This is a genomic window from Streptomyces marincola (assembly GCF_020410765.1).
Classification (GTDB): domain Bacteria; phylum Actinomycetota; class Actinomycetes; order Streptomycetales; family Streptomycetaceae; genus Streptomyces; species Streptomyces marincola.
Window position 1 is genome coordinate 2,321,567 of the sequence record NZ_CP084541.1, and the last position, 23,333, is coordinate 2,344,899.

Below are 23,333 nucleotides of genomic sequence, written 5' to 3' on the forward strand. Positions count from 1 at the left end.
TCGGCCGATGGCGCGCGGCGGGCACGGCCCCCGCCGGCGGCTGTGCGCGCCGGTCAGCGCGCCGCCTCCTGCCGACTCCCGGCCCGCGCGGGCCGGTTGACCCGCTCGATCACGTCGCGGCTGCCGTCGGGGCGCAGCCTCGGCAGCACGGGCTCCCCCACCATGCCCGGCAGCACGACCTGCCACCAGCCGGTGAGCCGTTCCACGAGGTCGGCGCGGTCGCTGAGCACCGCGGACAGCAACTGCACCCCGATGAACGAGCCGACGACCATGCAGGCCAGGTCGTCCGGGTCGGCGTCCGGCCGCAGCTCCCCGCGCTCGCCCGCGAGCGCGAGGTGGGTGCGGCACAGCTCCGTCCACCAGTGGTACATGCCCTGCGGGTCGGCCTCGCCGAGCATGCCCCGCTCGACGGTCAGCCGCACACCGGCCCGCAGCAGCGTGTCGGTCGGGAACGAACGGGCCACGCCGTGCGTGAAGTCGATGACGGTCTGGGTGTGCAGGCCCGTGTCGGTGACGATCACGGAGCGGCGCCGCTCGGCCACGACGCTGCGGGCGAGCGCTTCCTTGGAGTCGAAGTGGAAGTACAGGGCGCCCTTGGTGACGCCGGCGGTGTGGAGGATGTCCGTGATGCTGGCCGAGGCGTACCCGTGTGCGTCGAAGACGGCGGCGGCGGCCTCGATCACACGACGCCGGGTGCGCAGCGCCCGCTGCTGGGTGGCCAAACGAACCTCCTGGTGGTGAGCCGCGGCACGCCATGGCCCGGAGGTGTCGCTTGCTGGACAGGGCCCTGCCGTGGGCGAGTCGGTCACATCCGAAACAAACCGTTTGGTGCGTACTGTAGCGACGCCACTCGCGAAGGCTCCCGGACCGGCGCGGAGACGTTCGGGCAAGGAAACGTGCGCGTACGGCAGGCGTGCGGGCACGGAGGCGTTCAGAAGCGGAAGCGTTCAGGCGCGAGAACGTTCGGGCGCGGAAGCGTTCGAAAGCGTCCCGGCGCGGAAGCGTCGCGGCGCGCAGCCGGGCGGCCGGGTCACTCGGCGGCCGTGCGCACCCGCGGCCCCGGGCCGCCGGGCCCGTCCGCCGGTCCCGGCACCCGCGGCGGGTCCGGGTCGGCGTTCAGGGGCTGGCAGCCGGCCGACGGGACCCGGTAGGCGCCGGGACGCGCGTCGGCCGCGAGCGAGGGCAGCAGGATCAGCCAGATCGAGGCGAGCCGCTGTTCGAGACCGGGCCCGCCGGCGATGCGTTCGGCCAGCAGCTCGGCCCCGAGCACCGCGGCCACGACGGCGTCCGCGGCGGCGTCGCCGTCCACACCGGGCCGCAGCTCGCCGTCCGCGCGCGCCTGGCGGAGCAGGGCGCGCACGACATCGCCGCAGGCCCGCTCCGGCGCGCCCCAGGGGCCGTCGAACGTGCCGACCTCCCGGCGCAGCCTGACCCCCGCGTGGGCGGTGGGACTGGTGTGCAGCAGACGCGCCACCGCGAACGAGAAATCGATCAGGCCCTGGAGCCCGGCGGCGTCGCTCTCCCCCGCCGTCGCGGCCAGCCGCGCCCACTGGGCGGCCTCCTCTTCGAGCAGCACCTCGGCGACCTGCTGCTTGGAGGTGAAGTGGAAGTACAGGGCGCCCTTGGTGACGCCCGCGGCTTCCAGGATGTCCGAGAGGGCCGTTCCGTCGTACCCCTGCCTGCCGAAGATCTCGGCCGCCGCGTCCAGAATCGCCCGGCGCGTCCTGCGGGCCCTCGTCTGCTGCAACTCCGCTCCCCTCCAGGGAAAGAAACCGCCGTTGCTGTTTGCTTCTTGCATATCACGAAGCGGAGCGATGCGATCCGTCCCGTCCACGAGTAGGGCCGCCCCACTCCGTGGCACTTCGCGTCTGTGCACGTGCAGAACGTGAGCGCACCCGCCCCCGCCGCGCGCCGCCCGCACCCACCGCCCGAAGGGCTCCGCGCCCCGGCTCCCCGCCTTTCCGGGCGCCGCGGCAAAGACGGAAGTGGCCCTCGTCACAGCGAAAGGGAAGCCTCCTGGGCCCGATAGTAGGAGCGCCATGACAAACGTCCCGGGACTTTCGTCCCGAGCGCCCGGGAAGAAAGGCTCCCGCCACCATGGCGGACGGCGGAGCCATGTCCATGCACTCCACGTTCGCGCAGGTCGCCACGGGAAGACGGCGGGACCTGCGACCCCGCTGAATATCCCGCACCCCGGCCGCGGAAAAGGGCTTCTATTCCCCTTCCACCGACCTTTCCCTTTCTCCTACCCGGGGCCGTAACAAGCTCTCTTGAATCCCCTCGCGCCGCCGCTTATCAATGAACGTGTCAGGCCGTTCCAGCGGATATCCCGACTTCGCGAGGGAGTCTCCCCATGCCGAACACCACCACGCTCCGCGCCGTGCAGAACCTGCGTCCCCGCTCCCGCGCCGGTGCCGCCATAGCAGCCGGTCTGTGCGCCTCGGTGGCCGTGACCGGCGCCTCCCTGGCGGCGGGCGACGGCGGCGGCGAGTCCCCCGAGGTCTTCGCGCCCACGGCCGCCACGCAGCTGGCCGATGCCGCCGGCGCGCAGGCGGACGCCCAGCGTGCCGCGGGCGAGAAGGCCGCGGCCCTGGAGAAGTCCTGGGTCGCGCCGATCGAGGAGGACTACGCGCTGACCGCCACCTACGGCAACAGCGGTGACCGCTGGGCCAGCAGCCACAGCGGCCAGGACTTCGCCGTCGACGTCGGCACCCCGGTGAACGCCGCCCACAGCGGCACCGTCGTCAAGGCCGGCGGCAACGGCGCCGGCGACGGCCCCGCCTACGGCAACGCCATCGTGATCAAGCACGACGACGACACCTACACGCAGTACGCGCACCTCTCCGAGGTGGACGTGGAGGTGGGCGAGGAGGTCTCGACCAACGACGAGATCGGCCTCTCCGGCAACAGCGGTAACAGCAGTGGCCCCCACCTGCACTTCGAGATCCGCACCAGCGCGGACTTCGGCTCCGCCATCGACCCCGTGCAGTTCCTGGACAAGCAGAACGTGCAGCTCTGACCGGCCCCCGAGGCACGGTTCCCCGCCCGCCCCCGCACCGAGCCCGGTGCGGGGGCGGGCGCGTTCAGTCCTCGCGCCGCGCGATCACGCGGTAGGCGTTCGCCCACGCCGTGCGCCGCGCGAGCGGCGCGAACAACCGGTCCATGCCGTAGGCCGCGACCAGCGCGGGCACCGCGGCCAGCACCCCGCCCCCGCGCACCAGGCGCGCCACCCGCCCCGGCGGGCGCTCGTCCCAGGGCATGTCCTCGCGCGGCAGCACGCGGGTCAGCAGGAACCAGCAGGCCGCGACCAGGTCGGCGGGCACGTGCGCGTGCCCGCGCCGCACGTCCAGCACCGTGAACCCGGTGCGGGACAGCTCCGCCCGCATGTTCGACCACGGAACGAAGTGGAGGTGCTGCGGCTGGAACCACGGCAGCCAGTACCGGCCGAGCAGGCGCCCGAACAGCGACTCGGGGTCGGGCACCTCGATCAGCAGGTGCCCGCCGGGGCGCAGCGCCGTGCGCGCCGCGGCCAGCTCGCGCCGCGGGTCCCGCGTGTGCTCCAGGTAGTGGAACATGCTCACCACGTCATAGCGCCCGGCCAGTTCGGTCGGGGCCAGCTCCGCCAGGAAGCCGCGGAACGCGTGCGCCACGCGCCCGGCCCGCTCCGCGTCCAGCACGGCCTCGCCCATGTCGAGGCCGTCGAACTCCGTCTCCGGCAGCAGCCCCCGCGCCGCAGCGGGGAAGTGCCCGTACGCCGTTCCCACGTCCAGCCACGTGAGCGGTACCGCGTGCGCGGTCAGGGCCGCCACGCTGGACCGGAAGCGCCGCACGCTGCCCCCGCCCTGGAACATGCGGCCGGTCGTCTCCGCGCCCAGGCCGTCGTAGAAGTCGCGGTAGTAGAACGCGAGCCCGGCCTCGTTCAGCCGCGGGTTCTGGAACACGTGCCCGCAGGCCCCGCACCGGTCAAGCGTGAATTCGCCCGGCTTCCCCTGGGCCCAGTCCCTGGTCCTGACGCGGCACTCCAGCCGCTGCGAGCCGCACCACGGGCAGTCGGGACTGCGGGGCATCAGGAACCGGCCGGGCCCGGCCGCCAGGTCGGCCAGGTACCGGCCGCGGGCCGCGGCGGCCCGCGTCGCGCTCGGCGTCGACATCAATCCGTGCTCCTCACTTCCGTCCCGACACGGCGCGGCTCATCCGCCGGCCGCGAGCTTCTCCAGCCGGTCCGCCGCCGCGCGCGCGCCGCCCGCGGCCCTGAACGCGGCCCCCACCCCGCGGGCCGCCGCCGCGTACCCCGGCTCGGTGAGCACCGCGTCGAGCGCGCCGCCGATCGCCTCCCGGCCACCGCGCCCGAACCTCACCCGCACCCCGGCCCCCGCGTCCGTCACCTGCCCGGCGATCACCGGCTGGTCGTCCCTGATCGGTGCCACCACCAGCGGCACCCCGTGCCACAGCGCCTCGGCCACCGTGTTGTGCCCGGCGTGGCAGACCACAGCCGCCGCCTCGGCGAGCAGCGCGAGCTGCGGCACGACCGGCCGCACCAGCACGTCCCCCGCCGCCTCCCCCGCCGCACCGCCGGCACCTTCCGGCAGGCCGCCGGGGCCGGCGCCCTCCAGCACGCCGCCCGGGTCCGCGACGACGGCCCGCACCCGGCCCGCCCGTTCCCGCACCGCCGCCACGCACTCGTGCAGGAACCGGGCGCCGGCCGAGGTGTTCGCCGTGCCGAGGGTCACCAGCACCAGGGGGCGCTCCCGGTGGCGCGCGACCCACTCCCACGGGAAGCCGGGATCGGCGGGGCGCGCCCCGAGCGCCGGTCCGACGAACGCCAGCGGCCCCTTGCCGTCCGGCACGGGACCGGCCAGTTCCGGCGTCGAGAACACCACCGTGAGCAGCGGCGAGAACCGCGGGTCGCCACCGGTCCCCGGGGCACCGAGGCGGCGGCGCAGCCCGGCCAGGAGCTCCCCGACCCACGCGTCGACCTTCGGCAGCCCCACCGCGCCCGTCAGCTCCGCCGACGTGCTCGCAAGCGTCACGAACGGCAGGCCCGCCCGCTCCGCGACCAGCGGGCCCGCGACCGTCTGCTGGTCGGCCACCAGAACGTCGGGCCGGAAGCGTTCCGCCGCTGACGCGACCCCGGGGGCCATCGCCTCGGCCAGCGGCCCGAACCACCGTTCCCACAGGAACTTCAGCGCCGCGACCCCGCGCAGCCCCTCGGGCCGCGCCTCCCACGAGGTCGGCAGCGCGCAGCCGAACACCCGCGCCAGGGCCGCGTCCGGCAGGAGCCGCGCCAGCAGGCCAGGGTCCCCCGCCCAGGCGATCGAGTGCCCCCTGGCCGCCAGCTCGGCCGCGACCGCGGCGGCCGGGTTCACGTGCCCGACCAGGGGCGGCACGACGAACAGGAACCGGCTCACGCGTGCTCCTTGACCCAGTCGAGCGCGAGCCGCCCCACCGCGTCGGGCGCCTCGACGAGCACGGAGTGCTTCATGCCCTCGACCTCGGCGATCCGCGCCCGCGGCAGCACCGAGGCCAGCCAGCGCGACTGCCTGCCGACCAGCCCGTGGCTGCCGTTGACCAGCAGCACCGGGCAGTCGACGGAACGGATCTCCTCCTCCGTCACCGGCCGGCCCGCCGTGATGTCCTCGCGGATCGTGGTGGCGCCGATCAGGCGGCCCGCCGACCGCCCGAGGCGTTCGATGCGCGCCTCGTGCCGCGCCCCGCTCAGCGTCGATGAGACCGTGCCGTACATCCGCACGAACCGCGAGAGCGAGCCCGCGTCGAGCTGGTCGCCCGCCGTGGCGCGCAGCGCCTCGCGCATCGTCGACGCCCACTGCTCGGTCGCCGGCCCCGACTCGATGACCAGCACGGACGCCGTGCGGCCCGGCCACCGCAGCGCGTAGTCGAGCGCGACGGTCCCGCCGAACGAGTTCCCCACGAGGTGGACGGGCCGGGTCACGCCGAGCCGGTTCAGCAGGGCCCGCAGGTCCTCGCCGAAGTCCTGCACCGTGTAGCCGGACGGGGGCCGCTCGCTGCGGCCGTGCCCCCGCAGGTCGTACATGACGACCTCGCAGCCCTGGGCGGCGAACGCGGGCCCGAGCGTGAAGTAGAAGCTGGCCAGGCTGTCGATGAACGCGCCGTGCAGGAACACGACCACCGGGGCCGGGCCCTCGCCGGTCCGTGCCTGCCGGGGCGGGAGCCTGACGACGTTCAGGGTCACGCCGTTGGCCTCGACCATCGCCACCGGTCAGCGCTCCGCTGCCGGGGCGAGGCTGAGCACGACGTGGTCCACGAGGCGGCCCACGGTCAGCTCGATCAGCTCGTCGAGCTCCATGCCCGCGATCATCTCCGCGAAGTTGACCCGCTCGCCGTACCGCTCCTCAAGGCGCTCGGAGAGCGCCACCATGTCGATGCTCTCCAGCATCAGGTCGTCGCCCAGGCTGGTGTCCATCCCGATGTCGAGGCCAGGTCCCCCGCCCTCCCCGCCCTCCCCGGTCCCGCCGGTCTCCTCGTCGCCGAGAATCGACGCGATCATCCCGGCGACCGTTGCCAGCACCGCCTCCCGGGTCACGGCCGGCTGTACGACGCTCACTCGCTGCTCTCCTCGTGCTCGTTGGGTGCGGTCCAGGCGACGACGTACGCCCGTGCCGCGTGCGTGATGCGGGTGCAGCGCACCCGGTGGGTGCGGTCGCCGGTCCGCACGGCGAGTTCGCCGGGCGCGGCCCCGACGACCGCGAAGTCGCGCGGCCGGCCGCGGAGGCCGGTGCCCTCGGCCTTGGCCGCCGCCTCCTTGGCCGCCCAGAAGCGCGCGAACCACTCCGCTTCCGCCCCGCGCCCGTCCGCGCCGCTCCCGTCGGCGGCGCGGGCGTCGAGCAGTGCGCGTTCCTCGGGGCCGAGCGCGACGGCGGCGGCCCGCAGCGTGTCGTCCGAGACCACCTCGACGTCGATGCCGGGCCACGGCCCGCCGGCCCCGCCGCCGGGCCTGACGAGCGCGACGGCCACGTCCTTGCGGTGCGCGAGCGACAGGCCGAGCGGCGGCAGCGCGCGGCCGTGCCTGCCGACGGCGAACGGCCGCCCCGACGCGTCGTTGCGGATGCCGATCTCGGCGGGGAACACATCGCCCTCGCCGTGCTCCCACAGCCATCCGCGCACCGCGTCCTTGGCCGCGAGCCTGCCGAGCAGCCACGCCCGCCGCCCCCGCGCCGGCCGCGCCGCGTAGGCGGCCCGCTCCTCGCCGGCCAGCTGGGTGCCCATCACCAGCTCGCGCGACGCCAGGTCGGCCCACTGGTCCGTCATCAGCCACCAGCCGCCCGGCCGCGGGCGGGACAGCGGCCGGCGTTCCGGGTAGCCGCCGGAACGCAGCGACAGCGGGCCGTCGAACCTGCGGTCGCGCCAGCCCGCGATCTCGGCCCACACCCGGCCGCCCACAGTCAGCTGAACGTCGGCCGTGACGTCCGTGTCGCTCAGCCCGGTGACGCGCACCGCGCACTCCACGCGCGTGCCGGCCGCCGGCGGCGGGCCGTGGAAGCGGATGCCGTCCATCGCCACCGGGAACACGATCGCCCGGCCCGGCCTGGTCGCCATCAGCCAGTAGCCGAGGAGCTGCCCGACGTTGTCGAGCAACGCGCCCGGTGCGGCGGGCGCGGTGATCGTGCCGCGGATGTGCCGCTCCCCAAGACCGGTCATGCCGGTCACGCCCTGGAACGCCGGGCCGTGGAACATCCACCGGTCCGCGTACAGGTCGGCCGGGCCGTGCGCGCAGGGCCGTTCCGTGCCGGGTTCCGGCGGCGGCCAGGCGGCGGGCGGCGCGGGATGGCCGGGCGCCACGGTCACGCGGGCGCGCGCGTAGGGGCCGAACGCGACGGCGTACGCGCCGTCCGCGCCGGGGGTGACGGTGATCTCGGCGGTGGTCTCGGGCAGCGCGTCCGCCCACTGCTCGAACCGCACTCCGTGCAGCGCCGTGGCGCGCAGGCCGGGCGCCGCGCGCTCCACCGCGTCCACCATGTGCTGGACGATGGTGGTCGCCGGTACCACGGGCCGCCGGTCCGCGAGGTCGGGCCAGCCGGGCGGCTGCGCGTAGAAGCAGTGGTCGAGCAGGTAGGGCATGGCGCGGGTGGAGATGCGCAGCGTGCTGCGGACCGGCTCCGGCGGCCTCGGCGGCGCGGCGGCGGTCAGGACGCCAGCGGCGGCGTCCGCCGTCTCTGCGAGCAGCGCGGCGAGCCCGGCCGCGGCCGGCACCCGGCGCGCGAGCCCGCGCAGCCCGGCCAGCGGGTCGCTCGCGGCGGAGTGCGCGCCGGAGGCGTGCGGACCCGAGGCGTGCGCGCCGGCGGGCACGGGCACGGGCGCCGGTGCGCTCCCGGGGCCTGGCGCGGCCCGCAGCAGGGCGCCGAGCGCGGCCCGTTCCGCCGCGGGCAGCGACACCAGCGGCTCGCCGAGCGACAGCCGCACGGGCCCGCCGCCCGGCGGGCGCGCGGCGGCCCCGCCGGGGGCCCGCGCGGGCGCGGCGGCGGCACGCGGCGCGGCCGTCCCGGCCGCCGGGTCCTCGACCCGGGCGCCCTCCGTCCACAGGGCGAGCGCGACCCGCCGCAGCTGGTCGAGGCCGCCGCGGTGCGGAGTGTTGGCGGCCACGGCCAGGTGCTCGCGCTCCGCGAGCGTGTCGTCGATCAACGAGGTCAGCTGGCCCGTGCCCGGCTGGACGAACACCCGGTACCCCGCGTCGTGCATCGCCTCGATCATCGGCCGGAACCGCACCGGTTCGAGCAGGTGCCGCAGGAACAGCCGCCGCACCCCCGCCGGGTCGTCGGGGAACGGCGCGGCCGTGGTCGCCGACCAGACCGGCAGCGTCGCGGGCAGCACCTCAAGGCGGTCCGCGTTCTCCGCGAGCGGCGCGAGGTGCGGCGCGAGCATGGGGGTGTGGAACGCCGACGTGAACGGCAGCACCCGCCCCAGCACCCGGCGCGCGCGGAACCACCGCACCAGCTCCTCCACGGCCGGCTCCGGGCCGCAGACCATCGTCTGCCGGGGCGAGTTGTCGTGGCTGAGCACGATGTCGGCGCGCCCGCAGAGCGCCTCGGCCACCCGGTCGGCCGAGGTGCCGAGCGCCGCGAACACCAGCCCCGGCACGGTCAGCGAGTCGGGGTCGAACGTCGCGAGCATCCGGTCGGAGCGTTCCCGCGAGTACAGCCCGCCCGCGACCATCGCGGACCACTCGCCCACGCTGTGCCCTGCCACGCCGTCCGGCGCCACGCCCATCCGGCGCAGCGCCCCTTCGAGCACGCCCGCGACCGACAGCACGCCGAGCCCCCGCCGCACCGTGTCGCCCGCGTCCGCGGTGGCCCACTCGGGCAGCGGGAGCCCGAACGCCCCGGCCACCTCGTCGAGCCCGCGCGGCTCGAACTCGGCCTCAAGGCCGGGGAAGACGAACGCCAGCAGTCCGGGCCGCGGCCCGGCGAGCAGCGGCCGAGGACTGAACCACACATCGTCCCGGCCGCGCCAGGCCCGGCCGCGCGCGACCGCGCGGCGGGCCAGCGCGAGGCGCTTCGCGGTGGGCTCGACCACGCCGAGCCTGCACGCGCCGCCGGCGGCCGGCGCGTCGGCCGGTTCGGCCGGCAGCGCGCGCACCGCGGCGTCGTCCGCGTCGAGCAGGGCCGCGAGCGCGGCAGGCCCCGCGGCGGCGAGCCGCAGCACGCGCTCCGGCTCGCGCACGGCGGCCGGGCGCCGCCCGCCCGGCGCCGGGGGCGCCCCTTCCCGGGCCGCGCCCCCGGCGTCCGCCCGGGCGCCCCCGGCGGGAGGCGCCGCGCGGGACACCGCGCGCGCCTCGGGGGCCTGCTCGATCACGACGTGCGCGTTGATCCCGCCGAAGCCGAACGCGTTCACCGCCGCGCGCCGCGGGCCGCCCGGCCAGGGCGCGGCGGCGGCCAGCGGCCTGAACACCGTGCGCGCCAGGCCCGGATGCGGCTCGTCGCAGTGCAGCGTCGGCAGCAGCGTCGCGTGGTACACGGCGAGGGCGGCCTTGATCAGCCCCGCCGCCCCGGCCGCGGGCATGGTGTGGCCGATCATCGACTTCACCGAGCCGATCACGGGCCCCTCCTGCGCCCCGGGTCGCTCCGGGGGGCCGAACACCTCGGCCAGAGTCGCGAGTTCGGACGCGTCCCCGGCGGGCGTGCCGGTGCCGTGCGCCTCGATGAGCCCCAACGCGCCGGGGGCGCGCGGATCGAGGCCGGCCGCGCGCCAGGCGTTCCGCACGGCGCGCGCCTGACCGCCGGAGTCGGGGCTCACCAGACCGCCGGCCCGGCCGTCCCCCGCGACGCCCGTTCCCCTGATCACGGCGTACACCCGGTCACCGTCGCGCCGCGCGTCGACGAGCCGCTTGAGGACCACGATCCCGGTGCCCTCACCGATGAGGAGCCCGTCCGCGCCCGCGTGGAACGGGCGGCTGCGCTGGCTCGGCGACAGCGCCCTGAGCTGCGCGAACACGCTCCACAGCGTGATGTCGTGGCAGTGGTGCGTGCCCCCGGCCAGCATCACGTCGCAGGTGCCCGAGGCCAGCGCGGACACCGCCTGGTCGACCGCGACCAGCGCGGACGCGCAGGCCGCGTCCACCGTGTACACCGGGCCGCGCAGGTCCAGGCGGCTCGCCAGCCGGGAGGCGGCGAGGTTGGGCACGAGGCCGATCGCGTGCTCGGGCTCCTGCGGCCCGAGCCGCCGGGTGAACGCCTCACGCACGCGGGCCAGTTGCTCCTCGTTCAGGCCGGGGACCAGCTCACCGAGCGTGCGGGTGAGCTGGTGGGCGGTGCGCACCCGCTGGTCGAGGCGCGCCAGGCCGGGCGACAGGTAGCCGCCGCGCCCCAGCACCACGCCGACGCGGTCGCGGTCCGGCAGCCGCGCCGCCCCGCCCGCGTCGTCGAGCGCGTCGGCGGCCACCGAGAGCGCGATCAGCTGGTCGGGCTCGGTGCCAGGAACGGCGTTCGGCATGATGCCGAACCTGGCCGCCTCCACCTCCGCGAACTCGTCAACGAACCCCCCGCGCCGGCAGTACACCGGGTCCGGGTAGTAGGCCGGGTCGATCCGGTGCCCCGGCAGGTCGGTGATGCAGTCGGCACCGGCCACCAGGTTGCGCCAGTAGGCGTCGAGCCCCGGCGCGCCGGGCAGCAGCGCGGCCATGCCCACGATCGCGACCCCGGGGAACGCGTCCCCCGCCGCCGTCACGCGCCCCACCCGTCGGCCGACGTGTACACGACGCTGAGTTCCGACCCGTCGCCCCTGGCCAGCTCGTCGAGCAGGGCCCGCGCGCCCGCGTCCGGGTCGATGAGACCGACCCCGCGCCTGACGTAGTCGCGGCTCAGCTCCGGCGTGACCATCCCGGGGTGGGTGCCCGTGGGCGCCCACGGTCCCCAGTGCACGGTCAGCGCGCGCCGGCCGGTGCGCGCCGCCCAGGCCGCGGCGACCCCTTCGAGCGCGTCGTTCGCCGCGGCGTAGTCGCACTGCCCGCGGTTGCCGAGGACGGCGGAGACGCTGCCGAACAGCACCGCGAACCGCGGCCCCCGCGGCAGTTCCGCCACCGCGTCCAGGAGGGTCCGCGCGCCGTCGACCTTGGTCGAGAACACCCGGTTGAACGACTCGGGCGTCTTCTGCGCGATCAGCCGGTCCTCGATGATCCCGGCCGCGCACAGCACGCCGTCCAGCCGGCCGTACCGGGTGTGCGCGGCCTTCACCGCCTGGCGCACCGACTCCGCGTCCCGCAGGTCGGCGCACCGGTAACGGGCCTCGCTGCCGAGCGCGTCGAGCTGCGCGAGGGTCGCCGCGACCTCGCGCTGCGCGAGCAGCAGCCCCGCCTCCCGCTCGATGGCGGCCGGGCTCCTGCCGCCGCGCGCGGCCAGCGCGGCGCGCAGCGCCGCCCGGTCCGCGGCGCCCGCGGTGTCGGGCGCCTCAGGGCCCGCCGCCTGGGACGTGCGGCCGAGCAGTTCGACGCGGCAGCCCGTCGCGGCGGCGAGCGCGCACGCGATGTGGGCCGTGATGCCGCGGGCACCGCCCGCGAGCAGCACGACCGACTCGCGGTCGAGCCCGAGCGCCGCGCCGTCGGGGGCCCCGCCCGGCGGCGGCCCGAGTGGGGCCGCCGCGAGGGCGAACCCGTACCGCGCCCCGGCCGTGTGCTCCACGACCGGCTCGCGGTCGGCGCCGGACAGCTCGCCGAGCAGCAGCGCCGCGGTCTCCTCTGCGGGGGCCGCCGGGTCGACGCCGACGACGCGGGCCAGGACGTCCGGGTACTCCCTGGCGACGGTGCGGAAGAACCCGTCGAGCCCCGAGCCCGCGCCCGAGCCTGAGCTCGCGCCCGCCGCCGGGCGCACGCACAGCAGCCGGGCCGGGTCGGCCCGCAGGGCCGCCGCGAGCACGGGGAACGCGCCGGGCAGCACCGGTTCCGCCGCCTCCGCCAGCGGCGCGAGCAGCAGCACGCCGTCGAGCGGCCCCTCGGCCGCGGTCAGCAGGTGCCCCGCGTCCCGGGGCAGCGCCTGCGCGCCCCGGGCGGCGAGCGCGGCGGCGACGGCGTCCGCGAGCCGGCCGCCGCCGAGGAGCGCGAAGCGCCGCCCGGCCAGGTCCTGCGGCTCGGGCTGGGCGCCGAGCGGCACCCGGCGCGGCACGAGCCGCTTCGGCGCCTCTCCCGCGGGCGTCCCGTCCACCGCCCCGGCGCCGTCCCGCGGCGCGGGCGCGGCCGGCGCCCCGGCGGGGCGTGCGGTGGCCGCGTCGGCCGGAACACCCGTCTTCGAGGCGGCCGGGCCACGCTCCGGCGCGGCGGGCGCGCCCGCAACGCCCCCGGTGGGCGCGGCCCGCGGGGGCGCGGAGCGCTGGGCGGGCACGGGCGCGGCGCCGGAACGCGCGTCCAGCCAGCCGGCGATGGCCGCCGCCGTGCGCGCGCCGGAGAGCTCGTCCACCTCGGCGTCGGTGAGCGGCGCCGTGCCGGGGCCCCCGAGCCGGGTCGCCAACTCGCCCGCGATCTCTGTGCGTTTGATGGAGTCGATGCTGAGGTCGGCCTCAAGGTCGAGGTCGGGGTCGAGCATGTCGACGGGATAGCCGGTGCGTTCGCTGATGACCGCGAGCACCGTGTCGAGCGCGCCCGCGGCCGACGCCGTCCCGGAAGTCCCGGAAGCTCCGGAAGTCCCGGAAGTCCCGGAGGCCGCGGGGGTCTCGAACGGCTCCGCCGACGGCCCGCGCCCGGCCGCCCCGCCCGCGGACCCCGCGGGAACGGCCGGTGCGCCCGGCCGCTCCGCCACCGCCGCGGGCCACGTCCCCGCCGCCGCCTCCGGCGGCGGGGGCGCCGCGTGGCCGGGGACCGGGCCGGCGGCCGGCGCGCCGCCGAAGTAGGAGAGCAGCACGTCGCGCTGCGCCGCGACCAGTTCCCTGCTGGTCGCCAGGAACTGCGCGACCACGGCGTCCCGTTCGCCCCCGCCGCCCGCGGCGGCGGCCGGGGCGGGCGGCAGGCGGCGCGCGGGCCGCAGGCCGCCCGCCACCGGCTCGCCGTCCGCGGTGCGCACCAGGTGGCCGTCCACGGTCCAGCCCGGGGCGCGCTCGGGCGGGGGCGCGCCCTCCCTGCCCCTGCTGAGCCAGCCGGTGCGCACCTCGACCCCGGCGACGGCCAGTTCCGCGAGGGCCGTGAGGAACCCGCGCAGGCCGGCGCCAGGACGCGCCTCGACGGCGACGGCGCGGTGCGGCCGGTCGCCGAGGATCGCGCGCACCAGACCGGTGAGCACCGCGCCGGGACCGGCCTCGACGAACACGCGCGCGCCGGCCGCGTACATGGCCTCGATCTGGTCGACGAACCGCACCGGCGCGCCCAGTTGGGCGGCCAGCTCCGCACGGACCCCGTCCCCGTCGGCCGGGTAGGGCGCGGCCGTCCGGTTGGCCAGGACAGGGAACTCGGGCGCGCGCACCCGGTGTTCCGCGAGCGCATCCGCGAACGCGGCGCCCGCGCCGGCCGTCAGCGGACTGTGGAACGCGCAGGCCACGGGCAGCGGCCTCGGCCGAAGACCGGCGGCGCGCAGCCGTGCCACGGCCGCGGCGACGGCCGCGGTGTCCCCGGAGATCACGGTCTGGGCCGGCGCGTTGCGGTTGGCCACCACGACCCGGCCGCCGCTCTCCTCGGCCGCCGCGGCGAGCAGCGGTTCCACGTCGGCGGCCGGGGCCGGCACGGCGGCCATGGCCCCCGGGTCTTCGCCCGCCGCCGCGAGCAGCGCCTCGGCCCGCAGGGAGCTGAGCCGGAGCAGCGCCTCGGGGCCGAGCGCCCCGGCCGCGCACAGGGCCACGAGCTCCCCGTAGGAGTGGCCTGCCGCGAGGTCGGGCCGCACGCCCGCGCGGGTCAGCAGGTCGAACGCGGCCAGTCCCGCCGCGCCGAGCGCCGGCTGCGCGACGCGCGTGTCGGTGACGGCGGCCCGCTGCCGTTCCGCCGTCTCCTCGTCGAACGCGGCCGGCGGGAACAGCACGTCCGCGAGCCCCGGCACCAGCGCCAGGTGGTCCTGCGTCTCGGGGAAGGCGAGGAACAGCTCGGCGAACATCCCCGGCCGCTGGCTGCCCTGACCGGGGAAGAGGAACGCGACCTTCCCCGGGCCTCCTGACGGCCCCCCGGCCGCGTCCGCGATGTGGACGCCCGCCACCGGGTCGCGGCCGCCGGCCAGCGCCTTGCGCAGCAGGACGGCGAGCTCGTCCGTGCCGCTCGCGACGACGGCGACGCGCACGGGGCCCGCCGCCGCGTCGGAGCGCCGCGCGTTCTCGTACGCCAGGCGCGCGAGCGACGCGGCGCCGCCCTCGGCGGCGGCGAGCAGCCGTTCGGCCTCGCGGGCCGCGGCGGCGTGGTCGGCGCCGCGGAACGTGAACAGCTCGGCCGGCCACACGGCGCGGCCGTGCGGGGGCGGGGGCGCGTCGTGCCCGCGCAGCACGGCGTGGAAGTTCGTGCCGCCGAAGCCGAACGCGCTGACCCCGGCCCGCCGCCGGGCGGCGGGCAGCGGCCACGGGCGCGGGGCGGTGTGGAAGGCGAACGGGCTGCTCGCCGGGTCCCAGGCCGGGTTGGGCCGGGTCAGGTTGCCGGTGGGCGGCAGGGTGCCGGTGTGCAGGGCGAGCACGGCCTTGATCAGCCCGGCGAGCCCGGCCGTGCACTTGGTGTGCCCGATCTGCGACTTGACCGAGCCGAGCGCACAACGCCCGGGCTCGGCCCCGGCCTCGGTGAACTCCTCGGTCAGCACCGCCAGTTCGGTCCTGTCGCCGACCACGGTCCCGGTGCCGTGCGCCTCGATCAGCCCGACGTCGGCCGGCGAGACGCCCGCGGCGCGGTAGGCGCGGCGCAGCGCGGCGCGCTGCCCCTCGGGCCTGGGCGCGATCAGTCCGCGGGCGCGGCCGTCGCTCGACGCGCCGACGCCCTCGATGACGGCGTAGACGCGGTCGCCGTCGCGCTCGGCGTCCGCGAGCCGTTTGAGCACGACGCAGGCGACGCCCTCACCGAGCGCGATCCCGTCCGCCTCGGCGTCGAACGTGCGGGAGCGGCCGGTGGGCGAGAGCGCGCCGACGGAGGCGAACATGAGGTAGTCGTTGATGCCGTTGTGCAGGTCGGCGCCCCCGCACAGCACCACGTCGCTGGTGCCCGCGGCCAGTTCCTTGCAGGCGGCGTCGACGGCCGCGAGCGAGGAGGCGCAGGCGGCGTCGACCGTGTAGTTGGCGCCGCCGAGGTCGAGGCGGTTGGCGATGCGGCCCGCGATGACGTTGGCCAGCATGCCGGGGAAGGAGTCCTCGGTGAGGGCGGGCAGCTGCTCGACGAGTCCGGGCGGCAGCTCGGCCAGGTAGGCGGGGAGGACGGCGCGCAGGGCCGTGGCCTGGGACAGGTCGCTGCCGGATTCGGCGCCGAAGACGACGGAGGTGCGGGAGCGGTCGAACGGGCGCCGGTCGTACCCGGCGTCCGCGAGGGCGCCGCGGGCCGCTTCGAGGGCCAGCAGCTGGACGGGCTCGATGCTGCCGAGCGCCGCGGGCGGGATGCCGTACGCCAGCGGGTCGAAGGGTATACGCGGCAGGAAGCCGCCCCACTTGGACGGACTCGTCGCCGTCCCGCCGTCCCCGCCGCCGCGTTCACCGCCCGGTGGCCGGTAGTGGACGGCGGTGTCCCAGCGTTCGCCGGGCACCTCGGTGATGGAGTCGTGGCCGCCGAGCACGTTCGCCCAGAAGGTGCCCAGGTCGGCGGCGTCGGGGAACATGCAGGACATGCCGACGACGGCGATGTCGAGCGGCGCGGGCGGCGCGGCGGGCGCGGGGCCCAGCCGGGCGCGCAGCTCGGCGGCGCGCGCCGCGAAGTGCCCCGCCGCGCCGGGGCCGACGGCGTGGTGCAGGTCGTGGACGGTCGTGGTGGCCGACCTGAGCACGGCGACATCGCCGGCCATGAACATCCCGGCGGCCAGCTGCCGTTCCTCCGTGGTGCCGACCAGGTCGTCACCGACGCGCTCGACGCCCTTGCTCGCGATGCGCAGCCGGCCCAGGTTCAGCTTCTCCAGCTCGGGCCAGGCGTCGCGGTCGGGCACGCCCGCGGCCTTGAGCGCGTGCCTGGCCGCGTCGAACTCGCCGGTGAACGGGCTGGTGACGCACCGCGTGGCGTGCCCGGGCGCGGTGGTCAGGAGCGCGGTGGAGCCCGCGGTGACGACCTGCCGCTGGAAGACGGGGCCGATGGCGCCGCGCGCGACGGCCTGCTCCGTGAACAGGTAGGCGGTGCCCATCAGGACGCCGACCGCGGCGCCGCGCGCGGTGAGGGGGGCGGCGAGCGCGGCGACCATGGCCGCGGAACGCTCGTCGTGGATGCCGCCGGCGAACAGCACCTCGATGCCGGGCCCGCCGTCCCGCGCGCCCTCGCGCCGCTCGCGGCCCCCGGCCGCCTCGCCGTCCAGGAAGGCTTCGAGAACGGCGGCCTGCGCCTCCCACAGCGCGAAGCTGCTGAGCGGACCGACGTGGCCGCCGCACTCGGAGCCCTCGAAGACGAACCTGCGGCTGCCCGCGTCGAGGAACTGCCGCAGCAGCCCGGGCGTGGGGACGTGCAGGAACGTCCTGATCCCCGCGGCTTCGAGCGCGGCGGCCTGCGCGGGCCTGCCGCCGGCGATGACGGCGTGGCTCGGCCGGTGCTCGCGCACCGCCGCGAGCTGCGCGGCGCGCAGCTCCTCGTCCGCGAAGCCGAGCAGCCCGACCCCCCAGGGGCGGCTGCCGAGCACGGCGGCGGTCGCCGTCAGCAGCTCACCGGTCTGCTCGCCCGTGGCGAGCGCGAGCGCGAGGAACGGCAGGCCGCCCGCGTCCGCGATGTCGGCGGCGAACCCGGGGCGGTCGCTCACCCGCGTCATGGGGCCCTGGGCGAGGGGCAGCCGGGTGCCGAGCGCGCGGCTCATCGGGGAGCCGGGGGCCAGGGCGCGGGCGGGCGCGTCGTCCTGGAACGCGGCGGCGACGGCGGCGCCGACGCCCGCGACGGCGCGGGCCGCGGTGCCGAAGCGCCGGGCGAACTCGGCGGCCAGGTAGCCGTCCTGGCCCACGGGCAGCGGGCGTTCCGCGCCGTCGGCGGCGCCGGGGCGGCGCAGCACGCGGTGCCCCTCCTCGGTGACGACGGTCTCGGTGCCGTCGAGCCGGCGCAGCGCGGCGGCGGTGCGCTCGGGCAGCGAGGACTCCGCGAGGAGCGCGAGCTGCGTGTCGAGGACGACGCCCACGGCTCCCCCGGCGAGCGCGGCGGCGGCCGTGTGCGGCCCGATGCCGCCGCAGGCCCACACGGGACGGCCGGGCGGGCCGTCGGCGAGCAGTTGCTGGAGGAGCACGAAGGTGCTCAACGTGCCGACGCGCCCGCCGGCTTCGCTGCCGCGGGCGATCAGGCCGTGCGCGCCGGCGGCGACGGCGGCCTCGGCCTCCGCCGCCGAGGTCACCTCGGCGAGGACGCGCCAGTGCGCCGGGAGGTCGGCGGGGCGCCAGGGGGCGCCGTGGCCGAGTACGACGGTGAGGTCGGGGGCGTCTCCGACGTCCTCGGGCAGGAGGGCGCAGCCGGCGGACACCCGGACCCCGAAGGGCGCCACCGCCCAGGAGCGCAGCCGGAACAGCTCCTCGGCCGCCCGCCGGCCGCCGGGCCCCAGGTCCAGAACGCCGAGGCCGCCGGCCCGGCAGACGGCGGCCACGAGCCGGGCGTCAGACTCCCCGAAGGGGCTCACACCGATGACGAGTGGAAAATTTGCGGAGAGGGGCGCCATGGCACTCCAAGTGCGGGACGTGTGGGGTTTCGAACGCGCGCATCCGATTTTCGCCTGGCCTATGGACAGCCTTGTCGCCGTCATTATCGCCGCCCCCCAAGTGCGGTGCAACGTGGTCCTGACGGCTGTTCACCAGCGGTGGACCGGGGGTGCGCGGCACACCCGGAAAGCGGCCCGACCACCGCACGGACCAGGCATTTCGCGCCCGACTCCGGGCCACAGCCGCGGTAACGGTTGCGGACGTTCGCCCGTTTCTGAACCCTATTTCCCCAAGCAATGTACGATTGTCATATCGAAATTGTCATCGCACATGCCGAGTTCTCACGCACGAGCTAATTACCCCGTCCCTCAATTGACCGGGTAACTCGTTCGAATGGCATGACGGTGGTGGGTGCGCAGGTGGCCAGCGCTCGTCGTGTTGGACGCCACGGTGAAGACCACGCCGGAAGGATCGCGGGGGCCCGGCAGTTCGCCGGTCAGCGGTTCCGCTGCCACGGTGGAGTGGCCCAGGAAAAGGCCATGCCCTCACCCTGCCCACCTACCAGGGCAGTTGACACTGCCCGAGGGTGGGCCCGGCCTATGCCGGACCGTCCTCGACCCGCAGTTCGTTCGTCCATGCCTGGGCCGTGGCGAGGTCCGGCGTCGTACCGGTGATCCGGTAGGCGAACGCGTTCCACTCCTCCAAGACCCGGGGCTCGTCGGGCCGGAGGTGGCCGGCACCGCCGTGGATGGGCCGGTGGCGGCGGTAGGTGTCCATCGGGGGGCGGCGCCGTTTGTCGTAGGCGGACAGCGGGTCGGCGGCATCCACGCGCGGGACGGCACGCGGGGGGCTGGTTCGCGGGTCCGGGACGGCGGTGCTTGGCCATGTCCTCGATGGTCTCGGGCCGTTGAGGTCTCCGGGTGAGTGGCGGCGAAGTCCCGTGCTCTGGTACGGACGTCCTGGACGGCGGCGGTGTCATAGGGCCGGGTGGCGTCCAGCAGGGTGTTGAGACGGGCGGCCACCAGGACGGAGTCGATGCGGGCGGCGGCGTCCAGGGCTTGGTGGGCCCCGGCGGCACCGCGTTCGGCATCATCTTCGTCCAGCAGGGCGGCGGCCAGGCCGATGCGGTCCCTCACCTGCACGCGATCGAAGCCCGGCTTGCGCGGTTGCAGGGCGTCGGCGAAGTGGACGCTCGCGGCCGGGCCTCGACCGAGGCCTGCGAGGTCGCGCGCGGAGACCGCACGAGCGCCGGCGTGCTCAGCAGGGGCACCCAGCCGCGCCGCCGCGCGCGCTGTCCGGTCGTCGCACCACCACGCGCCGGGCGCACGGGGTGTGCGCGCGCACGGGCGCGGGGCACGAAGCAGTCAGCCAGTCAGCCGGCGGGACCGCGGGGACTGCGGAGGGCTGCCGAGAGGAGACCCGCGTGCGCGAGACCGGTACCGACGCGCCCGTCACCGACCCGCCCGTGCTCTACTGCCCGATCGCCCCCGCGGTGCACCCCCAGGCCGAGCGGATCGAGGCCGAGTGCCGCGCGTGGCTCGCCGCCTGGGGGCTGTTCGCCGACGAGGCGGGCCGGGCCAGGCTCGCGGGGGCGCGCGCGGGCGAGTTGGCGGCCCGGGTGCTGCCGCGCGGGTCGAGCGAGGGCGTCCGGCTGGTGGCCGACTACCGCATGTGGCTGTTCGCCTTCGACGACCTGGCCGCCGCGGGAACGGCCGCGCACCGCTCGTGGCCCGGGCTCGCCACCGCGAGCTGCCGCCTGCGGCGCGTGCTCGACGCCCCGTGGGCCGACCCCGGCGGCGACCCGTGGGCGCGGGCGCTGCGCGAACTGCGGCTGCGCGTCGAGGCGTTGGCCACGCCGGTGCAGCTCGACCGCTGGATCGCGGCGACCGGTCACTACCTGGCCGGCCTGGTCTGGGAGGGAGCCCACCGGCGCACCGGCGCCGCCCCCTCGCTGAACGACTGGGCGGTCCACCACCTGCACTCCGGCGCGGCGCCCGCGTGCGTCGCGCTGCTCGATGTCGTCGAGGGGTACGAACTGCCGACCGCCCAGGCGCTGCGCCCGGAGATCAGGGCGCTGACGGAGATGTGCGCGACGCTCGTCGCGTGGGACGGCGACATCGTCGCCCGCGCCAGGGGCGTGTCCCGCCCCGGCGGCCGGCGGGACCTGGTGGACCTGACCGCGCGCGAGTACGGCTGCCCGCCGGCGCAGGCGCTGCTGCGCGCGGTGGCCGGGCGGGACCGCGTCATGCAGCGGTTCCAGACCGTGCGGGCCCGCGTCGAGCCGGGCGCGCCCGAGCCGGTGCGCCGTTACCTCGCGGGCCTGTCCACGTGGGTGCGGGGCCACCTCGACTGGTCGGTGCGCCCGGACGGCTACCGGCGCGGCGGGGCCCCGCCCCCGGGGCGGGTCCGGCTCAGCGGCCGGCCGTCCGCGCCGGACGACCGGCCGCTGCCGCTGCCGGCCCTGGCCTGGTGGTGGCGGATGCCGGGGGACGCACCGGCGCGCCGGTAGCCGGCCGGCGCGAGGGGGCGGGGCGCGGGTGCCCGGCGCGCGAGCCGCCGCGGCACGGGCGGGCGCCGGAACGGAGCCCGTGCGCGACTCCCGCATGCGAAAGGCAAGGAGACCTCGCTCCTTGCCACTCTCAACGTATAGCGCACCGGGGGGCTTGCCACAAGGCCCGGGCCGTGGCGCACAATCGGCGGCTCAGCCCGGCATTCACAGGAACGAGGACGCCGCATGCGCGTGTTGTTGACGTCGGTGGGATCGCGCGGAGACGTCGAACCGGTGGTGGCACTGGCGGTGCGCCTGCGGGAACTCGGCGCGGAGGCACGGGTGTGCGTCCCGCCGGACGAGGAGTTCGCGGCGCTGCTCGCGCGGGCCGACGTGCCGTTCGTCCCGCTCGGCCCGCCGGTGCGCCCGATGGTCGCGGGGCCGAGGCCGCCCACGGCGGACGACGCGTTCCGTTACGCCGCCGAGCTGGTCGCCGCGCGGTTCGGCACGCTCGGCGAGGCGGCCGAGGGATGTGACGCGCTGCTGGCCACGGGCCTGCTGCCGGCCGGCGCGCGGGACGTCGCCGAACACCGGGGCATCCCCTACGTGTACGCGTGCTTCCAGCTCTACGGGATGCCGTCGCGGCACTTCCCGCCGGGGGCCAGGCCGGGCACGCAGTCCCCGCCGGAGGTGACCGACCTCGACGCGCTGTGGGAGGCGGACGCCCGGCGGGTGAACGCGCTGTACGGCGACGCGCTCAACAGCCACCGGGCGGCGATCGGCCTGCCACCGGTGGACAACGTACGCGACCACGTGTTCACCGCCCGGCCGTGGCTCGCGGCGGACGCGACGCTGTGCCCCTCGCGGGGCATGACGGACCTCGACCTCGTGCAGACCGGGGCCTGGCTGCTGCCCGACGAGCGTCCGCTGCCCGCGGATCTCGAAGCGTTCCTGGACGCGGGGGCGCCACCGGTGTACGTGGGCTTCGGCAGCATCGCCTCGTACGTCCCCGAGGACATCGCCCGGGTGGCCGTCGGAGCGGTCCGCGCGCAGGGCCGCCGCGTCGTTCTCGCGCGCGGCTGGGCCGAGTTGGCGCCGGTCGACGACGCGGACGACTGCTTCGCCGTCGGCGAGGTCAACCAGCAGGCGCTGTTCCCCCGGGTCGCCGCCGTCGTGCACCACGGCGGCGCGGGCACCACGACGGCGGCGGCGCGGGCCGGCGCGCCGCAGGTGGTGGTGCCCCAGATCGCGGATCAGCCCTACTGGGCCGCCCGCGTGGCCGAGCTCGGCATCGGCGCGGCGCACAACGGCCCGAGGCCGACCCTCGGCTCCCTGTCCGCCGCGCTCGCGGCGGCCCTGGCGCCCGGCGTCCGGGCGCGGGCGGGCGCCGTGGCCGGCGCGGTCCGCGCCGACGGGGCGGCGGTGGCGGCGCGCCGGCTGCTCGACTCGGTCGGCCGCCGCGGGCTGCCCGGGGGCGCGTGAGACGTCGGGGCGCACCGGGAACGGGGCGGGCGCGGGTTTCGGCGCGGCGCGGCGGGGCACCCGGAAGGATCTCAGCGCATCGCCGAGCCGCCGTAGGGGAGAGCGCTCATGAGCACACCGCAGCCGGGCCCCGACCCGGTGCCGCCGTCGCCCACGCCGCCGCCCGATCCGGGCGGGCCCACCCCGGGACCGCTCCCCGGTCCCGTGCCGGGCCCGCCGCCCGCGCCGCCGCCGGGGCCGCCGCCCGAGCCGATGCCGCCGCCCGAGCCCGACCCGGTGCCGCCCGCGCCGCCGGGGCCCGACCATCCCGAGCCGCGCCCCCAGCCCGCGCCACCGCCCGCGCCGCCGCCGACCTGACGGGCCGCGGTCGCCGTCCTGGCCGGCGCCCGCCGGCTCAGGACGGCGGCGCCCGCCGGCTTCAGGACAGCGCGGCCGCGACCGCGGGGAACCAGCGGTCGGCGATCTTCCTGGTGCCCGAGTCGTTCGGGTGAACGCCGTCGCCGGTGTCGGTGGCCGTGGAGAACCCGGTCCACTGGTCGACCACGACGACCGGCGACCGCTCGGTGCTCAGCCCGGCCGCCCACCCCGGGATGGCCGCGTTGAGGTCGACGACGCGTTGCGCGCACGCGGAGCACGAGGTCGGCGCCATCGGAATGATCTGCGCCGCCAGCACCGTGACGTCCGGGTTCTCGGCCCGCATCTGCCCGACCAGGGTGGTGTAGGCGGCCAGGACGGCGTCGGTGGAGCGGTTGCTCCACACGTCGTTGGTGCCCAGGTGCATGAGCACGATGTCGGGCGAGGTCTGGGCCAGCCAGGGGGGCAGCTGGTTCTGGGCGGCCATGTTGGTGGCCAGGATGCCGCCGTGGCCCTCGTGCTCGCCGTCGTACGCGAAGCCGCAGCCCTGCGGCGCCTGGGTGCCGACGAAGTCGACCTCGGTGTGCCCGGCCGCCTGGAGGTCCTGCCACAGCAGGGCGCGCCAGCAGCCGGGGGAACCGGTGATCGAGTCGCCGAGCGGCATGATCCGGACCGGCTCGGCGGACTGGGCCGGCCGCGGGATCAGCAGGGCGAGCAGGAGGAACGCGGCCAGCGCCGCGGTGCGGAGCAAAGGGTGCCGCGCGGGGGCGCGCAGCGGTGCGGTGCGGGGTGACATGAG

The 23,333-nt window shown here is 77.1% G+C and carries 14 protein-coding genes; 4 read left to right on the top strand and 10 right to left on the bottom strand.

Translation table 11 applies throughout. From position 1 onward, the window contains the following. Positions 1 to 53 precede the first annotated feature (53 nt). The gene (locus LC193_RS09710) at positions 54 to 722 is read right to left on the bottom strand and encodes a ScbR family autoregulator-binding transcription factor (RefSeq protein WP_226073352.1); all 669 of its coding nucleotides are present in this window, start codon (positions 720 to 722) and stop codon (positions 54 to 56) included. Positions 723 to 1,030: 308 nt separating this feature from the next. Then, the gene (locus LC193_RS09715; protein WP_226073354.1) at positions 1,031 to 1,747 is read right to left on the bottom strand and encodes a ScbR family autoregulator-binding transcription factor; all 717 of its coding nucleotides are present in this window, start codon (positions 1,745 to 1,747) and stop codon (positions 1,031 to 1,033) included. 606 nt (positions 1,748 to 2,353) lie between these two features. On the opposite strand from LC193_RS09715, the gene LC193_RS09720 reads away from it, so the two are divergent. Next, on the top strand, positions 2,354 to 3,019 hold the full coding sequence (locus LC193_RS09720) for a M23 family metallopeptidase (protein WP_226073356.1): 666 nt from the start codon (positions 2,354 to 2,356) through the stop codon (positions 3,017 to 3,019). A 64-nt stretch (positions 3,020 to 3,083) separates the two neighbouring features. On the opposite strand, the gene LC193_RS09725 is transcribed toward LC193_RS09720, so the two are convergent. The 7 genes from LC193_RS09725 to LC193_RS09755 form a co-directional block, all read right to left on the bottom strand. Continuing rightward, positions 3,084 to 4,151 (bottom strand): class I SAM-dependent methyltransferase, encoded by a 1,068-nt coding sequence (locus tag LC193_RS09725; protein WP_226073358.1) that lies wholly within the window; start codon positions 4,149 to 4,151, stop codon positions 3,084 to 3,086. Positions 4,152 to 4,190: 39 nt separating this feature from the next. Continuing rightward, positions 4,191 to 5,408, bottom strand: coding sequence for a glycosyltransferase (locus LC193_RS09730; protein ID WP_226073360.1), 1,218 nt, complete (start codon positions 5,406 to 5,408; stop codon positions 4,191 to 4,193). Next, a complete protein-coding gene (locus LC193_RS09735; RefSeq protein WP_226078531.1) occupies positions 5,405 to 6,229 on the bottom strand; it encodes an alpha/beta fold hydrolase in 825 nt (274 codons plus the stop codon). Before LC193_RS09735 ends, LC193_RS09730 begins: the two co-directional genes overlap by 4 nt. 9 nt (positions 6,230 to 6,238) lie before the next feature. Next, positions 6,239 to 6,583 (bottom strand): phosphopantetheine-binding protein, encoded by a 345-nt coding sequence (locus LC193_RS09740; RefSeq protein ID WP_318842139.1) that lies wholly within the window; start codon positions 6,581 to 6,583, stop codon positions 6,239 to 6,241. Next, positions 6,580 to 11,154, bottom strand: coding sequence for a type I polyketide synthase (locus LC193_RS09745; RefSeq protein ID WP_226078533.1), 4,575 nt, complete (start codon positions 11,152 to 11,154; stop codon positions 6,580 to 6,582). The genes LC193_RS09740 and LC193_RS09745 overlap by 4 nt, the downstream gene beginning before the upstream one ends. Before the next feature lie 41 nt (positions 11,155 to 11,195). Further along, complete coding sequence (locus LC193_RS09750) at positions 11,196 to 18,230, bottom strand: type I polyketide synthase (protein WP_226073362.1); 7,035 nt, start codon at positions 18,228 to 18,230, stop codon at positions 11,196 to 11,198. Between the two features lie 577 nt (positions 18,231 to 18,807). Further along, the gene (locus tag LC193_RS09755) at positions 18,808 to 19,038 is read right to left on the bottom strand and encodes a DUF6087 family protein (protein WP_226073364.1); all 231 of its coding nucleotides are present in this window, start codon (positions 19,036 to 19,038) and stop codon (positions 18,808 to 18,810) included. Between the two features lie 595 nt (positions 19,039 to 19,633). Between LC193_RS09755 and LC193_RS09760 the strand changes: the two genes are divergently transcribed. The 3 genes from LC193_RS09760 (at position 19,634) to LC193_RS09770 (ending at position 22,537) form a co-directional block, all read left to right on the top strand. After that, entirely contained in the window at positions 19,634 to 20,719 is a 1,086-nt protein-coding gene (locus LC193_RS09760) for a terpene synthase family protein (RefSeq protein ID WP_226073366.1), read from the top strand. 225 nt (positions 20,720 to 20,944) lie between these two features. Further along, positions 20,945 to 22,180 carry a glycosyltransferase gene (locus LC193_RS09765; RefSeq protein WP_226073368.1) on the top strand — a complete coding sequence of 412 codons (1,236 nt, stop codon included), beginning with the start codon at positions 20,945 to 20,947 and terminating at the stop codon, positions 22,178 to 22,180. A 108-nt stretch (positions 22,181 to 22,288) separates the two neighbouring features. Then, positions 22,289 to 22,537, top strand: a complete 249-nt coding sequence (locus LC193_RS09770; protein WP_226073370.1) for a hypothetical protein — start codon at positions 22,289 to 22,291, stop codon at positions 22,535 to 22,537. 61 nt (positions 22,538 to 22,598) lie between these two features. Here LC193_RS09770 and LC193_RS09775 read toward each other — a convergent pair whose 3' ends face one another. Next, entirely contained in the window at positions 22,599 to 23,330 is a 732-nt protein-coding gene (locus LC193_RS09775; protein WP_318842140.1) for an SGNH/GDSL hydrolase family protein, read from the bottom strand. Between the last annotated feature and the right edge of the window lie 3 nt (positions 23,331 to 23,333).